Here is a 14393-nt window from a genome sequence, read left to right as displayed (position 1 = left end):
GGTTCAGAAGGCATAGGTCTCGCGGCGCCTGGCCTCGCTGCGCTGCAGCCTGCCGATCACGGCGGTGCGCACCCATTGGCGGAAGCGGTCCCAGCCGGTCGGGTTGCTCACGATCTGCGCCTTGTAGAAGGACGGGCACAGCACCGCGGCGTGCGAGACGTCGCCGCAGTTGCCGCAACCCACGCAGCTGTCGAGCACGGTCGCGACCGGGTCGGTGCGCAGCGGGTCGGGGTTGGCCTTGATCGACAGCGAGGGGCAGCCCGACAGGCGGATGCAGGAGTGATCGCCGGTGCAGGTGTCGGCGTCGACGCCGAACTTGTCGCGCACCACGCGCTTGCCGTCGGCGATGGCCTTGCGCATCAGCGGCTTCTCGCGGCGCTGCCGGTTGAGCATGCACTCGGACTGCGCGATCAGGACCTTGGGGCCCTTCTGCTTGGTGGTGAGCGCCTCCTTGATCGCGTCGCGCATGCCGGCCACGTCGTAGGTGCGGCGCAGGGTCTTCACCCATTCCACGCCGACGCCGCGCACGGCACGCTCGATCGCATGGCCGGTGCTGCGCGTCGCGTTCTGCGCCTTCGACGAGAGGATGTCCTGGCCGCCCGTGGCCGAGGTGTAGTTGTTGTCGACCACGATGGTCAGGTTGTCGCTCCGGTTGAAGACCGCATTGGCGACACCGCTGGTCAGGCCGTTGTGCCAGAAGCCGCCATCGCCCATCATCGAGATGGCACGCTTGCCGGCCGGCGCGTTGAGGGCGGCCGCGCCGGCGCCACCGAGACCGTAGCCCATGGTGGTGTTGCCGATGTTGAAGGGCGGCAGGATGGAGAACAGGTGACAGCCGATGTCCGCGCTCACGTGATGCGGGCCGAGTTCGCGCTCGACCAGCTTCATCGCGGCGAAGATGGGGCGCTCGGGGCAGCCGGTGCAGAAGCCCGGCGGTCGGGCGTGCACGCTGTCGCCCAGCGGCAGCGCCGGCTCGGGTGCGGCATCGACGCCGATCTCGGCGACTTCCTTGAGCGGGATGATCTTGCGCACCGGCGCGGGAACGGGCAGCGGGGCCAGCCGGCCGTAGCGCTCGGCAAAGGCGCGCGTGCCCCTGAGCAGCTCGGCCGCGGTGTATTCGCCGGCCACGGGCAGCATGTCCTTGCCGTGCAGCACGGTGGTGGCGCCGGCCTGGCGCAGGATGGTGGCGAGGTTCTGCTCGACGAAGTTGGGCTGGCCTTCCTCGACCACCAGCACCGCGCGCTTGCCTTCGCAAAAGCGCAGCACCTCGTTGTCCACCAGCGGATAGGCCACGTTCATCACGTACAGCGGCACCTGCGTGTTGCCGTAGACGTCGGCCAGGCCCAGGCGCTCGAGCGCGCGCAGCAGCGTGTTGTAGCTGCCGCCCTGGACGATGATGCCGATGTCGTCGGCCTCGGCCGAGAAAAACTCGTTGAGCCCGTGCTCTTCGATGAAGCGCAGCGCGGCGGGCCAGCGCTCCTTCACCTTCTCCTGCTCGTGCACGAAGCTGGCCGGCGGCAGCACGATGCGGCTGACGTCGCGCTGCGGGTTCTCCAGCGCATCCTTGAGCGTGAAGTCGGCGCGCCGGTTGGCCCCGGCGACGAACTGGCCGTGCACGTGGCAGGCGCGGATGCGCAGCTGCAGCATCACGGGCGTGTGGCTGGCCTCGGACAGCTCGAAGCCCTTCTTCACCGCCGCGACGATCGAGGGCAGGTTGGGCCGCGGGTCCAGCAGCCAGATCTGCGACTTCATCGCGAAGGCGTGGCTGCGCTCCTGCATGATCGAGGAGCCCTCGCCGTAGTCCTCGCCCACGATGATCAGCGCGCCACCGGTCACGCCGCCGGACGCCAGATTGGCCAGCGCGTCGGACGCCACGTTGGTGCCCACCGTCGCCTTGAAGGTCACGGCGCCGCGCAGCGGGTAGTTGACCGAGGCGGCCAGGGTGGCGGCCGCGGTGGCCTCGCTGGCGCTGTTCTCGAAGCGGATGCCCTGCTCGGCCAGGATGTCCTGGGCGTCGGCCAGCACGTCCATCAGGTGCGAGATCGGCGCACCCTGGTAGCCGGCCACATAGGACACGCCGGATTCCAGCAGCGCCTTGGTCACGGCCAGAATGCCCTCGCCACGGAACAGCTCCCCGTCCGAAAGTCGGAGCTTCTTGACCTCCTCAACGAATGATCGTTCAGCCATGATGTCGTTTCTTTCCAGCCGCAGCGGCGAAGGGCCGCCTCATCGTGCGGTTCCTATAATGTTCACAAGTGAATGTATCCACAATCATGAATTACCCTAGACACGCAAGCCGCGTGCCTGCCGGGGCGAAGGGGAGCTTTCATGGCATCCAGCGCCTCCGATAAGCCGCTTCGCTTCGTCGACGACTACCTGCCGGCCCTGCTCGCGCAGGCCAGCCAGCTGATCTCCTCGGAATTCCACGTGGTCGCGCGGCAGCACGGCTTTTCGGTGTCGGAATGGCGGGTGATGGCATCGCTGGCGGGCGGCGCGCCCATCAGCATCGGGCAGCTGGCGCAGGTGACGGTCACCAAGCAGCCCACGGTGACGCGGCTGCTGGACCGGATGGAAGCCAAGGGCCAGGTCGAGCGCCTGCCCCACGGCAGTGATCGCCGCATCACGCTGGTGCGCATCACGCGCAAGGGCGCCAAGACGGTGGAGCGGCTGATTGAACTGGCGCGCGAGCACGAGCGGCGCGTCCTGGAGCCCTTCGGCCTGCTGCGCGCCGAAGAGCTGAAGACCACCCTTCGGCAGATGATCGACCTGCACGCGCGGGCGCCGCAGGACGGCGACGCCGCCGAGGAGGAGGAGGACTAGGGGCCGGTGCGCGCCAGCGCCAGCGCCAGCCGCGCCCCCACTTCGGCGTTGTGCCGGATCAGCGCGATGTTGGCCGCCAGGCTGCGCCCGCCGGTCAGCGCCTGGATGCGGGCCAGAAGGAAGGGCGTGACCGCCTTGCCGGTGATGCCTTGCGCATCGGCATCGGCCAGCGCCTGCGCGGTGATGGCGTCGATCTCTCCGCGCGGCATGGCCGCGTCCTGCGGCACCGGCGCGCTCAGCACCACGCCGCCGGCCAGTCCCAGGTCCCACTTGGTGCGGATGAAGCGGGCCTGCGCTTGCGGATCGTCCAGCCGGTAGTCGGCGCGAAAGTTGCTGTCGCGGGCGTAGAAGGCCGCGAAGTTGTCCTGGCCGCAACTGAGCACCGGCACGCCGTGCGTCTCCAGGTACTCCAGCGTGAGGCCGATGTCGAGGATGGACTTGGCGCCCGCGCACACCACCGCCACCGAGGTCCTCGCCAGCTCCTGCAGGTCGGCCGAGATGTCGAAGCTCTGCGGCGCGCCCCGGTGCACGCCGCCGATGCCGCCGGTGACGAAGACCTCGATGCCGGCCAGCGCCGCGCAGATCATGGTGCCGGCCACGGTGGTGGCGCCGGGCTCGCCGCTGGCCAGCACGGCCGGCAGGTCGCGCCGGCTGACCTTGTGCACGCGTTCGGATCGCGCCAGCAGTTCCAGCTCGTCGTCGGCCAGACCGATGCGGATGCGCCCGCCGATCACCGCGATGGTGGCGGGCTCGGCCCCCAGGCCGCGGATCAGCGCTTCCACGTCGCGCGCGGTGCGCAGGTTCTCCGGGTAGGGCATGCCGTGCGCGACGATGGTGGACTCCAGCGCCACCAGCGGCCGGCCGGCGGCGCGCGCGGCGGCCACGGGCGCGCTCAGGGTCAGCCAGGGATGGGTCTGCATGTGATGCCTTCCTGCGCCGTGCCGTGGCGCCGGGCGCAAGGATGTCAGATGTCGGCGGTGCGCACCACCACCCTCAGGGCGCGAGCGTCGCCAGGAAGGCCAGGACCGCGGTGGCGAAGGCCTCGGGCATCTGGTCGGGCAAGGGCACCATGCCGCCGGGGATGTCGACGATGCGCGCGTGCGGCAGTTGCTCCTTCAGCTCGGCCGCATGCGGCGCGGCGAAAGGATCGTCGGTCGCGCGCACGATCAGCGTGGGCTGCTTCACCAGGGCGATGCGCTCCTCCATGCGGTAGGCGGCCACGGCGCGGTGCCCGTCTTCCATGCGGCCGCTCACCTTGAGCGCATCCAGCACGAAGGCTTCGAGCAGCTCGGGCCGCTTCGGCGGGTAGAAGCCCTGGCGCCTGCGCCACAGCGCCGCGAGGTGGCTGCCGTCCTGGCTCATCGCCACTTCGTCGATCGGTGGACGTTCCGCCCGCGCACGCCGGAAGGCCGCATCGGTGTACGGCGTGGACGACAGTACCAGCCCGTGCACGCGCCGTGCGAAAGCGCTGGCCAGTTCGACCGCGATCACGCCGCCCGTGTGATGCCCCACCACGTGCGCGCGCGCAATGCCCAGCGCGTCCAGCAGTTCGACGGCGACGCGTGCCCATTGCCCGATGCTGGCGGGCACGCCGCCGTCTTCGGAATCGCCGAAGCCGGCGGTGTCCATCGCGATCGCGCGGAAGCGCTCGCCGATGCGTGGCAGCACCGCGCGGTACTCGTTCCAGCTGCGCGGCGACTGGTGCAGCAGCAGCACCGTCTGCGCGCGCGGATCGCCGCAGCTCGCGTAGTGGACCTGGCCCACCGACAGATCGGCGAAGGCGCGGCGGATGCCGTTCACGGCAGCGTCTCGTGCGCGGGCGGACGCCACAAGCCGGCGTGCCTGAGCATGCCCAGCGTGCGTGCGAGGACGTCGCGCCGGTAGGCGCCGACATCGCGTCCGTCGTAGTCGTAGAAGCCGCTGCCGCTCTTCAGGCCCAACCGCCCCTCGGCCATCATGCGGTCGAGCACCGCGGGCGCGGCATAGCGCGCCGGGTCGATCGACGCCGACATCTCGCGGCTCGCGTGGTGGAGGATGTCCGCACCACCGAAGTCGATGAACTCCACCACGCCCAGCGCGGCGAAGCGCAGGCCCAGGCCGTAGCGTGTCGCCTTGTCGATCTCCTCGGCGGTGGCGGCGCCCTCCTCCACCATGCGCGCGGCCTCGTTCATCACCAGCGCCTGCAGGCGCGGCACGATGTAGCCCGGCGTCGGCCCGCACACGACCGGCAGCTTGCCGATCTGCTCCATCAGGGCCTTGGTGCGGGCCAGCACCGCCGCATCGGTCGCCGGGTGCGTGCTCAACTCCACCACCGGGATGACGTAGGCCGGGTTGAGCCAGTGCATGTTGAGGAAGCGCTCCGGCTTCTTCACCAGGGCAGCGAGCTGCGTCACCAGGATGCTGCTGGTGGTGGAGGTGAGGATCGCGCCCGCGCTGCAATGGCGGTTGAGCTGCGCGAAGGCCTCGCGCTTGGCCTCCATCGTCTCGGGCACCCCTTCGAACACCAGCTCGGCACCCGCCAGCGCTCCCGGCGCATCGGCCGCCGGGACGAGTTCGACCCGCGCGGCAATGGACCGCGCCTGGTCTGCGTCCAGCACACCCAATTGCGCCAAGCCGGCGAGACTGCCCTCGATCTCGGCCTGCGCCTCGCTGCGCAGCCGCTGCCAGGCCTCTTCGCTGCGCGTGCGCAGGTCGATCAGCGCGATGCGGTGCCCGGCGTAGGCAAAGGCGATCGCGATACCCCGACCCATCCGCCCCGCGCCGACGGCAGCAAAGCGCGCGGGCGCGGCTTCATTCACCATCGTGCAGCCTCTGCATCAGCGCATCACGGTCGAGGCCGGCGAGTCCCAGCGCTTCGAAGGTGCGCGGGCCCCGGCGCAGGTCGCGGCCGAGGAAACCGCCGACGATGGCCAGCAGGCCGTGCGCGATGGGCGCATCCACGCCTGCATACCGCGCCGCCGAGGCCAGGAAGGCCAGGCCCAGTTCGGTGTCTTCGGTGATGTAGCGGTGCGCGTAGAGGTCGATGTTCTCGCGCCAGTCGCCCGACTTCACCAGCTGCTTGTGCGCGTCGCCGTACATCCACCGGTCGTTGTCGTAGTGGTCCGCCAGCGGGTAGTGCGGCGCGCCCTGGCCAAAGGCCTCGCGGATGGCGATGCGCTCCTGGTCCAGCTTGTCGGTCACCTCCCGCACCGCGCGCTGCGTGCCTTCGTTGTGGATATCCCAGCGTTCGAAGTGCTGCAGCGGCGCGGCGTTCATCACCATCAGCGGCGGGTGGATGATCGGCCCCGCATTCATCAACGCACCCGACAGCGCGTCGCCGCAGCCGTGCACGCTCGCATAAGCCTGCCGGATCACCTCCAGCGCCTCGGCTGCCTTGCGCGCCGGGTACACGCCGGTGGGCAGGCGGATGGCGCGGATCGTGACGTTGACCTCGCGCTCGCCGTGCTTGCGCGCGAGGTAAGGCAGCGTCCCGGTCTCGGCCCAGGCCACGTCCGCAGGGTTGCCCGCCGCCTTCACGATGCGGGCCATCACGAAGCTCCCGAAGGTGCCGGGCGGCAGGAACACCACCTGCCCGTCGACCAGGTGCGGCGCCATCGCGCGGGCGATGTCTTCCTGCGCGATCGCGGGTGTGGGGATGACGATCAGCGCGGCGCCCCGCAGCGCCTCGCCGATGTCGGCGGTGGCCAGCGCGATCGGCACGTCGCGCGCACCCTCCGCGTCCTTCAGTCGGATCGAGCCCGCCTGGCGCACGGGCGCCAGCGCATCGGCATCACGCCGCCACAGGCGCACCGAATGGCCGGCTTCGGAGAGGTCGGCAGCCGCGGCGTAACAGCCATGGCCGCCGCCCAGGATCGCGATGTTCATAGTAGTGAAAAGTTTGCATGGCCACGGGCCGCCGAAATGCCGGCGGGCTCGTGATTACATTACTTTTCATCAATTTGGCTGTCAACTATCGTGAACCCGGCCCGAGGAGGCGAGCCAGGTCGGCGATGGAGTCCACATAGCCATCGGCATCGACCTCGTGCACGGGCCGCCCGTGGTTGTAGCCGTAGCTCACCAGCACGACAGGGCACCCGGCGGCACGTGCCGCCTGCGCGTCGTTGCTGGAGTCGCCGATCATCAGCGTGCGCGCCGGTGTGCTGCCCAGGGCCTCGCAGGTCTTCAGGAGCGGCAGCGGATCGGGCTTCTTGCGCTCGAAGGCCTCGCCGCCGAACATGTGTTCGAAGTAAACGTCGAGGCCCTTGATCGCCAGCAGCGGGCGCGCGAAGGCCGTGGGCTTGTTGGTCAGGCAGGCCAGGCGCAGTCCGCGCGCCCGCAGCGTCGCTAGGCCCTCCGCGACGCCGTCATAGATGGGCGCATGCTGTCCGTTGATGGCCAGGTAGTGGTGCTGATAGCGCGCGTAGGCGTCTTCAAAAAGGGCAGCGTCGCCTTCAACATGGGCCAGCACGGAACGGATGAGGTGCTCGGAGCCCTTGCCGATCATCCGGCCGACGGCCTCGGCAGTGATGGGCGACAGATTCAATTCGCCGAGCATGCGGTTGAGCACCACGACGAAATCGCCGAGCGTGTCGACCATGGTCCCGTCGAGGTCGACGATGGCGGCATCGAAGCAGGAGAGGGACAGAGGCGCTGGGGCGGGCATATGAGATTGTGGCGAATTCTTCTCTGGAGGCCACGCGAAACGACCCCGCAGGCACACTGGTCTTCATCCTTGGTTCCCAGGAGGAGGCGCGTTATGAAGAATTGGCAAGAGGATCTGCTTCGTATTGTCACTGTTGCTCCGGGCGAGCAACGCGTGTTCGACGAAATCGTCGCCGCCGCGCGCGAGCTGGGCTTCGAGTACTGCAGTTACGGACTGCGGATCCCCTTTCCGGTGTCCAATCCCAAGATACACACCCTCTTCGAGTACCCGCGAGCATGGGCCAAACGATACCAACAAGCCGGCTACGTCGAGACTGATCCGACGGTTCTGCATGGCCGGCGCAGCCGTAAGCCCATTGTCTGGAGCGATGAGTTATTCGCTTCTACCCCCCAGCTCTGGCAGGAGGCGCAATCCTTCGGGCTGCGTATCGGTTGGGCCCAGTCGTGCGTCGACGGCAATGGATGCGTCGGCATGCTCAGCCTGTCGCGTTCGAGCGAAGCGATTTCGGCGAACGAACTCAAGGTCAACGAACCACGCATGCAATGGCTCGTCAGCATCGCGCATCAGGCACTAACTCAGAAATTGGCACCCAGAATTCTTGACGTCGAGAAGATCCAGCTGACCGATCGCGAGACCGAAGTACTGAAGTGGACGGCCGACGGCAAAACAGCCTGCGACATCGGGCAGATACTCACCATCTCCGTGGACACCGTCAACTACCATCTCCGAAACATCATCGCCAAACTTAACGTGACCAACAAGACAGCCGCCGTCGTGAAGGCCCTTGTACTCGGCTTGCTCAATTGACGGGAAGGCGGGGGGCGATCATCTCGCGAAGGACCGGGGGCGCGGCGATCAAGACCACCAGAATGACCATGAGACATTTCGCTTTCGATGCGCCGCGGTCCATTGACGGTCTTGTGCGGCTGTCCACCCCAGCGCTCCATGCACTCCAGTTGACGCACCTGTTGTCGGGCATTTACGAAGACCACGGCACGCCAGCGTTGCAGGGATGCGGCCGCCAGACCAAGATTGCCGGCTATACGGAATGGATCGATTCAGCCGGTTCATCCGCAACCCTGAGCTGGGACTGGGAGATTCGCTGTGTGCCCGGCCAGGTGCGCTGGCATCGTCTCGGCCTCCCTTTCACCAACTTGCTGCTCATCGGTGATGACCTGCAGGATCTTCCTTGGCAACGAAGCCTGGAATGCCTGGCTGCCCGCGTGGATGTCATGGCCTGGGCGGAGTCCACGTGCATCGCGCTGCGCCGCCGCTACGCCGGTTTGCCGCACCAAATCTGAACTTTTCTCCCACTACCAATTTTGGTAGTGACCGCCTTGCGCCGTGTTGGGTGAAATGGCTTCCTTTCAACCGAAAGGGAGCCACATGGAATTCATTGCAGGCACATCGAAAAGCTTGTCCGACGACGTTCTCGTTGGGCTCGCCAGATATCGAAACGAGGTTTTCGTCGAAACCTTGGGTTGGGACTTGGTCACGCGGGCCGGTCTGGAACTCGATCAATTCGATGGGCCAGACACCATCTATGTGGCCGCGCGCACAGGAGGGCGCTGTGTCGGCATCGCACGCTTGCTGCCCACCGTGCGGCCCTATCTGCTAAGCGAGATCTTCCCCCAGTTGATGGGAGGCGCGCCGATACCCAGCTCCCACGACGTCTGGGAGCTGTCGCGGTTCACGACATTGGGCATCGATTCCCACGCCTCGCCGGGTCAGTTCTCGTCTCCAACCACTATCGGATTGCTGGAAGCCGTTCGATCCTGCGCACTTCGGCATGGCGTGAGCCGACTCATCACGACCTTGTCGTCGCCCGGCATCGAGCGTCTGCTCCGAAAGCTAGGCTTCCTGAGCTACCGCGCCGGCCCACCCCAGATCATCAATGGTCATCCACTCTTCGCATGCTGGATCGACCTGACCCGGTCAGCAGCAGAAGGAGCTTGACAATGACCACGCTCTACGGAGTCCAACGCCCCTCACGCATCGTGAACAACGCCCTGCCGCCGCTGGCCCACAGCGTGGCGCGTTTCTGCGACATGCTGGTCCGGGAGCCCGCCAACGACCGTTTAGCCAACCGCCGTCGTGCAGATCGATTCTGGCTTCAGGACCGGGCTTACGAGATCCGCGATCACCTGGTGCGCTTGGGCACCTCCATCAACAACACGCGCACCCCACGTCTGACGCGCATCCAAACCTGCCTTCGCGATCTGCAACTCGCTTACCGCACCTTTCAAGGATTGATGATCGGCGTGCCCGACCATCTCCTGGATCATGGTGAATCTGTCGAGCAAGTCACCATTCGTCAACTGCTGCTGGGTTGGCTCGACTTCTACCAGGACCACGCGCCACTGCACGGGGCCAAGGACGGGGGCCTTGCAGGCCAGGTCAATCATGTCAGTGACAAGATCCCGTCCCGACTCGGGCGGCGCGCGGCGGCAGGCCCGCCGTCGACTGTACTGGACGCCTCTCTCGCCCGCGAGTCGGTGTCGATGCTGTTTGAGCGCACTGAGCGTGTTCAGCGCTCCATGGTCGCCATGCTCAGCGCTCGGCCCGACATGCCTGCCCCACTGTCACGACCGTCTGAGTCTGATATTGAAGCCGAGCTGAGCCGTCTCCAGACGCACCTCAAGGCACAGCAACCGGCCCTACAAGGCCTGCTCACACGCACTGGCCACCGCCGCACCGACGCGATGTACCTGGGCCATGAAGTATTCCAGGGACTCGGCCATGTAGAGGGCGCCATGATCGGCAGGGAGCCCCAATACCAGGTCGCCTGCCAGATCATTGCCAACCTCGTCGATGCCCGCACCAACGAACTGTGCTACGACTATTGAGTCGCAGCGCTTACGAAGCAGGCTCCAATAAGAAAGCCGCTCGACGACCAGGCGTCGAGCGGCTTCACATTCGCGGGGCCGTATTGCCGGAAAAGGCGTCCGCCCTCAAGCCGCTCCGCGCACCTCGACCTCCACCCGTCGATTGGGCTGCAGACACGCCACCAGCGAAGGCGTCTTCTTTGTGCCAGGGCAGTCCACGACAGGCTGGCTCTTGCCCGCGCCCGAGGCTCTCAGCAATGCTTCGTCGATGCCGGCATTGACCAGGAGATCCCGCACCGTGTTGGCACGTCTGATCGACAAAGCATCGTTGTAAGCCGTGCTACCCAAACGGTCGGTATGACCGGTGATGGAGATGGATTGGATCGTGCGGAAGTTGCGACGAATCTCCTGCGCGAGTTGCTCGACTTTCTGCCTCCCTTGCGGCTGCAGATCGGACAAGGCGCCGCCGCCAAAGCGGAACAGACCGTCCGTGCCCAGGCTGATTTTCTTCGGCGGCAGCGGGGTCGGCGCCGGCGAGGGCAGCGGCTGCACCACCACCACGGGCTTGGTGGGGGCTTCTGTCATCGCGACCTTGGCCGCCGGACGCAGCAGGTCCGCGCACTCGGACCCCTTCCAGAACGCGCCGGTGCTCAACATCGAATCGTCGAAGCGAACCATGTACTGACAGGTGATGAACTCGGTGGCCTTTCCAGTACGGAGATGGAAGATGTAGTTCCAGTCACGCGCACCCCAGAGGCCTTCATCGAAGTGCGGCCAACCCAGGAGGTGGCGAATCTGGTCTTTCCCCATGCCCCTGCTCACAAGGCGAAGGTTCTCGAGGTTCGGGAATACGCCCTCCTTCCATCTGGCCATCTCGATCGCCGGGAATTCCTCGGCTGCCGGCGCAGCGGGCTGAGCCGCCATCGCGCGTGCCTGGGCCAGGGGATCGATGGGACGGCCCGGCGCACAGCCAGCCAGAAGAAGGGCTGCGGCCAGGAGGTGAAGTCCGGACCCACGCGCCGGGAAGCGGCGACCCGCGGTGGCGGTCTTTCGTGCTCTAAGTGTCATTGCCGACATTCCTCGTCGAATCAGTTGAAAACCCACTCTGCGCCCACCGTGGCGGCCACACCGCCCCTGCTCATGCCGACACCCCCTGTGAGGCTCCACGCGTTGTTCTCCGCGGTGCGACGCAGGCTCACACCCATGGCGGGCTCGCCCTTGTAGACTGCTGCGCCCACCCGCATGACCGTCTTTCCCGGCACATAGGTGCCGGGCATCTGCGTGGCCATTGCCGCAGCCACGCCCGCATAGGCGTTTCGCTTGACTGCGTTGAGCTCACCCCGGACCTGGTTGACCTGATTCACGTTGGCTGCATCGGTCCCGGCGATGCCGGGGGCGACATTCGAAATCCGGGTGCCGTTCGGCGCTTGGCCGTTGCCCAGGGTCACGTTGCTGTAGTTGGTGGTGCCGTCCTGGTTGGTGTCGTAGCGGACACTGCCCTCCACCGCCACCGCACGCAGTTGACGCACGTTGACGGCATCGGTGTCGGCCGTACCGCCGGCCACGTTGGTGATCTGCCGCTCGTTGCCCGGGCTGCCCACGGACACCGCGCCCTGCGTGGAGCTGACGGCCACGCCGGACACCGCCTCGCGCTGGCCGTTCATGCCCGCACGGTCGGCGACGGCGCCGGCGCCGAGGGCAACGCCGCCGGTGCTGGTGACCCTGTCTCCAATGCTCTCGCGTGGGCCAACCCACCTATTGCAATCGAATGTGTGCCTGTCGCTTCAGAGGAACGCCCCAAAGCAAGCTGATCACCTTTTGTGTCCGGAGATGCTGCGATCGCTCCTGATCCTATGGCGATGCTGGAGCGTCCTGTGCTGGCCTGCGCGCCATTGCCTACAGCGATGGCGCTTGTGCCGCTCGCCAAGGCGAGCTCACCGATGGCCACCGCAGTTTTGGCAGCACTGGCAAAATGCCCGAGTGCCGAACCCCCGACGTCTGAGACCGTTGCTCCCGCACCAACAGCCGTACCAGCACTGGCCGTTACACCGGCACTGGCGCCCACCGCCGTGCCGTCACCGGCAGTCACGTTGGCATTCGCGCCAACAGCAGTGCCATTGTTCGCATTGATGATGTCGTTGGCACCGTTGACTCGCGCACCGGCACCGATCGCCGTTGCCCCCGAAGCGAAACTAGCCCCCCCACTGGCACCCAACACGACCGCATTGGGCGACTTGTTGCTTACCGCCGAAGCCAATCCGATCGCGATAGAACCGTAAGACTGGTCGTCCAGGACGCCGCCAGCATTGTTCCCAATGGCAATGGAGCCTCCTGAGAACACCCTCATGTTCGAGCCAATCGCTGTCGAATCGAGCCCAATGACATGCACGTCATTGCCGATCGCAATTTGGTCGCCGTTGGCGCCGGGCCCCAAACTCGCCGTCGCGGAGGCGTTGCTGCCGATCACGATGTTGGTGGCACCCGACCCGCTCGACAACCCGGCTCCGACCCCCACTGCAAAGGTGGCAGTACCCGTACCCGCAATATCTTCCGGGCCCCGACCGATGTCCTGGATCACAGGCGTACCCGTGTTTATCAAGGTGCCGCAGCCGATGGCGATTGCGGATTCGCCGGCGCGCGCCTGCGACAAGCAGTTGTTTGGTGCAATCGCCGTTGAGTCGATGTCGTTGGCGGCGCTGGCGCTGTTGCCGAGCGTCAATGCCAGAGCATCGGATGCCCCCCCCATCGCGACACACACCGTGACAGCCGCCGCAGCCACCACTGTCTTCGCCGACCGGCTCCTCTTCCCCCTCGCCTTGGTGATTTCCGAAGCGGCAACCCATGCACCGAGGGCCTCGTTCCAAACGGTGCGGTATGACTTGTTCATGCTGCTGATGTCCTTTTTGCGGCGATGGAAGAAGGGTGTTCCCTTCGATGCAGCAGGCACGCCCCTCCGCGACGCGCACGCCCTGCTCCTGTAGGGGCCGGATCGTGCCGGACGGCCCTTGCCGCGCGAGGCTGACGCGACAATTGATCAGAATACGCAAGCAGAAGAGGCGCAGCGCTGGACGACGACGAAGCGGCATCCAGCGTGAAAACTGACAGCACCCGCCTCAAGAGCGCGACAATTTGCGAGATTGCCTGCTCAAAAAAGAGGAAGAATGCAAGCCCATCTTCTTGCACCGTAAAGACGAGGCATCATGCGCATCGCAGTACTCGACGACGATCCGACCCAGATGGGTTTCCTCGTTCACGCGCTCAAGCGCGGGCTCGACACAGGGGACGAAACCGTGACCTGTGTCCCCTTCGAAAAGGGCGAGGCCTTGCGCAAGTCACTGCGTCAGGAAACCTTCGACCTGCTGGTGCTCGACTGGAACGTGCCCGATCTCGACGGCGTTGAACTGCTCCACTGGCTGCGCAGCTTCCAGAAGAGCGACGTGCCGGTGATCATGCTGAGTTCGCGCAGCGCGGAGCGTGACGTCGCGGGCGCGCTGGGCATCGGGGCCGACGACTACGTGGTGAAGCCCTTCCGCACCATGGAGCTGTGCGCGCGCATCCGCCGGTTGCTGGCGCGCAAACCGATGCTCGCGGCCGCGGCCGAGCAGGAGCGCTTCGGCAAATGGCGTTTCGACCAGGCGAATCTGTGCGTGCATCTGAAGGGGAACGATGGGGTGGTGACGCGCATCCCGCTGACGGACCGGGAGTTCCGGCTCGCCCTGGCGCTGTTCCGTCACATGGGCCATCCCGTCTCGCGTGCCTATCTGCTGGAGAAGCTGGGGGTGCACGGCATGGAAATGCCTTCACGCGCGCTCGACAGCCACATCTACCGGCTGCGCAGCAAACTGGGTCTGCACAGTGCAAGCGGGCTTCGCCTTCAGACGGTGTACGGACGCGGCTACCGTCTGGAGCGGCTGATAGAGGGCGAAAACGAAGACGAAGGCACTTCGATGCCGGACAGTGCGGCCAGCGGCATGGCTGACAACGAAGATGGCTAGGCCAGCCTTCATGCACCGCAGGGCCGCGGCCTTGTGCCTGGTCGGACTTGCGGCGTCGCTATCCGCACAGGGCCAGCAGGCGCAAGCGCTGTCAGCGCCGCCTGAAGGGGC

General features: G+C 66.5%; 15 protein-coding genes. 6 read left to right on the top strand and 9 right to left on the bottom strand.

The features are described 5' to 3' along the window. Positions 1–3 precede the first annotated feature (3 nt). A complete protein-coding gene (locus ABEA07_RS18925; RefSeq protein WP_345539769.1) occupies positions 4–2187 on the bottom strand; it encodes a thiamine pyrophosphate-dependent enzyme in 2184 nt (727 codons plus the stop codon). Positions 2188–2328: 141 nt separating this feature from the next. Here ABEA07_RS18925 and ABEA07_RS18920 point away from each other — a divergent pair, with 141 nt between their 5' ends. Next, on the top strand, positions 2329–2820 hold the full coding sequence (locus ABEA07_RS18920) for a MarR family winged helix-turn-helix transcriptional regulator (RefSeq protein ID WP_345539768.1): 492 nt from the start codon (positions 2329–2331) through the stop codon (positions 2818–2820). Here the strand turns inward: ABEA07_RS18920 and ABEA07_RS18915 are convergent. The 5 genes from ABEA07_RS18915 to gph form a co-directional block, all read right to left on the bottom strand. After that, entirely contained in the window at positions 2817–3740 is a 924-nt protein-coding gene (locus ABEA07_RS18915) for a pseudouridine-5'-phosphate glycosidase (RefSeq protein ID WP_345539766.1), read from the bottom strand. The genes ABEA07_RS18920 and ABEA07_RS18915 overlap by 4 nt on opposite strands. A gap of 73 nt (positions 3741–3813) precedes the next feature. Beyond that, entirely contained in the window at positions 3814–4620 is an 807-nt protein-coding gene (locus ABEA07_RS18910; protein ID WP_345539765.1) for an alpha/beta fold hydrolase, read from the bottom strand. Further along, entirely contained in the window at positions 4617–5621 is a 1005-nt protein-coding gene (locus tag ABEA07_RS18905) for a 3-hydroxybutyryl-CoA dehydrogenase (protein WP_345539764.1), read from the bottom strand. Before ABEA07_RS18905 ends, ABEA07_RS18910 begins: the two co-directional genes overlap by 4 nt. After that, the gene (locus ABEA07_RS18900; protein ID WP_345539762.1) at positions 5611–6684 is read right to left on the bottom strand and encodes an NAD/NADP-dependent octopine/nopaline dehydrogenase family protein; all 1074 of its coding nucleotides are present in this window, start codon (positions 6682–6684) and stop codon (positions 5611–5613) included. The genes ABEA07_RS18905 and ABEA07_RS18900 overlap by 11 nt, the downstream gene beginning before the upstream one ends. A gap of 85 nt (positions 6685–6769) precedes the next feature. Then, a complete protein-coding gene (gene gph / locus ABEA07_RS18895) occupies positions 6770–7462 on the bottom strand; it encodes a phosphoglycolate phosphatase (RefSeq protein ID WP_345539760.1) in 693 nt (230 codons plus the stop codon). 93 nt (positions 7463–7555) lie between these two features. Here gph and ABEA07_RS18890 point away from each other — a divergent pair, with 93 nt between their 5' ends. From ABEA07_RS18890 to ABEA07_RS18875, 4 genes are all read left to right on the top strand, one after another. Beyond that, on the top strand, positions 7556–8269 hold the full coding sequence (locus ABEA07_RS18890) for an autoinducer binding domain-containing protein (protein ID WP_345539758.1): 714 nt from the start codon (positions 7556–7558) through the stop codon (positions 8267–8269). Between the two features lie 68 nt (positions 8270–8337). Beyond that, complete coding sequence (locus ABEA07_RS18885) at positions 8338–8763, top strand: DUF4902 domain-containing protein (RefSeq protein ID WP_345539757.1); 426 nt, start codon at positions 8338–8340, stop codon at positions 8761–8763. Positions 8764–8848: 85 nt separating this feature from the next. Beyond that, on the top strand, positions 8849–9418 hold the full coding sequence (locus ABEA07_RS18880; protein ID WP_345539755.1) for an acyl-homoserine-lactone synthase: 570 nt from the start codon (positions 8849–8851) through the stop codon (positions 9416–9418). A 2-nt stretch (positions 9419–9420) separates the two neighbouring features. After that, the gene (locus ABEA07_RS18875) at positions 9421–10308 is read left to right on the top strand and encodes a hypothetical protein (protein WP_345539754.1); all 888 of its coding nucleotides are present in this window, start codon (positions 9421–9423) and stop codon (positions 10306–10308) included. 105 nt (positions 10309–10413) lie between these two features. Here the strand turns inward: ABEA07_RS18875 and ABEA07_RS18870 are convergent, their stop codons facing one another. The 3 genes from ABEA07_RS18870 to ABEA07_RS18860 are packed head-to-tail and all read right to left on the bottom strand — an operon-like array spanning position 10414 to position 13174. After that, a complete protein-coding gene (locus tag ABEA07_RS18870) occupies positions 10414–11355 on the bottom strand; it encodes an OmpA family protein (RefSeq protein ID WP_345539752.1) in 942 nt (313 codons plus the stop codon). A 20-nt stretch (positions 11356–11375) separates the two neighbouring features. Next, positions 11376–11951 carry a YadA-like family protein gene (locus ABEA07_RS18865; RefSeq protein ID WP_345539751.1) on the bottom strand — a complete coding sequence of 192 codons (576 nt, stop codon included), beginning with the start codon at positions 11949–11951 and terminating at the stop codon, positions 11376–11378. Next, positions 11948–13174: an ESPR-type extended signal peptide-containing protein gene (locus ABEA07_RS18860; RefSeq protein WP_345539750.1), complete on the bottom strand. Its 1227-nt coding sequence runs from the start codon at positions 13172–13174 to the stop codon at positions 11948–11950. Before ABEA07_RS18860 ends, ABEA07_RS18865 begins: the two co-directional genes overlap by 4 nt. 313 nt (positions 13175–13487) lie before the next feature. Here ABEA07_RS18860 and ABEA07_RS18855 point away from each other — a divergent pair, with 313 nt between their 5' ends. Beyond that, positions 13488–14282, top strand: a complete 795-nt coding sequence (locus tag ABEA07_RS18855) for a response regulator transcription factor (protein WP_345539749.1) — start codon at positions 13488–13490, stop codon at positions 14280–14282. Positions 14283–14393 lie beyond the last annotated feature (111 nt).

The organism is Variovorax defluvii, from assembly GCF_039541515.1.
In the GTDB taxonomy this organism is placed as follows: domain Bacteria; phylum Pseudomonadota; class Gammaproteobacteria; order Burkholderiales; family Burkholderiaceae_C; genus Variovorax; species Variovorax defluvii.
The sequence above is the reverse complement of the archived record's forward strand: the minus strand, read 5'-3'. Positions and strand labels throughout refer to the sequence as shown.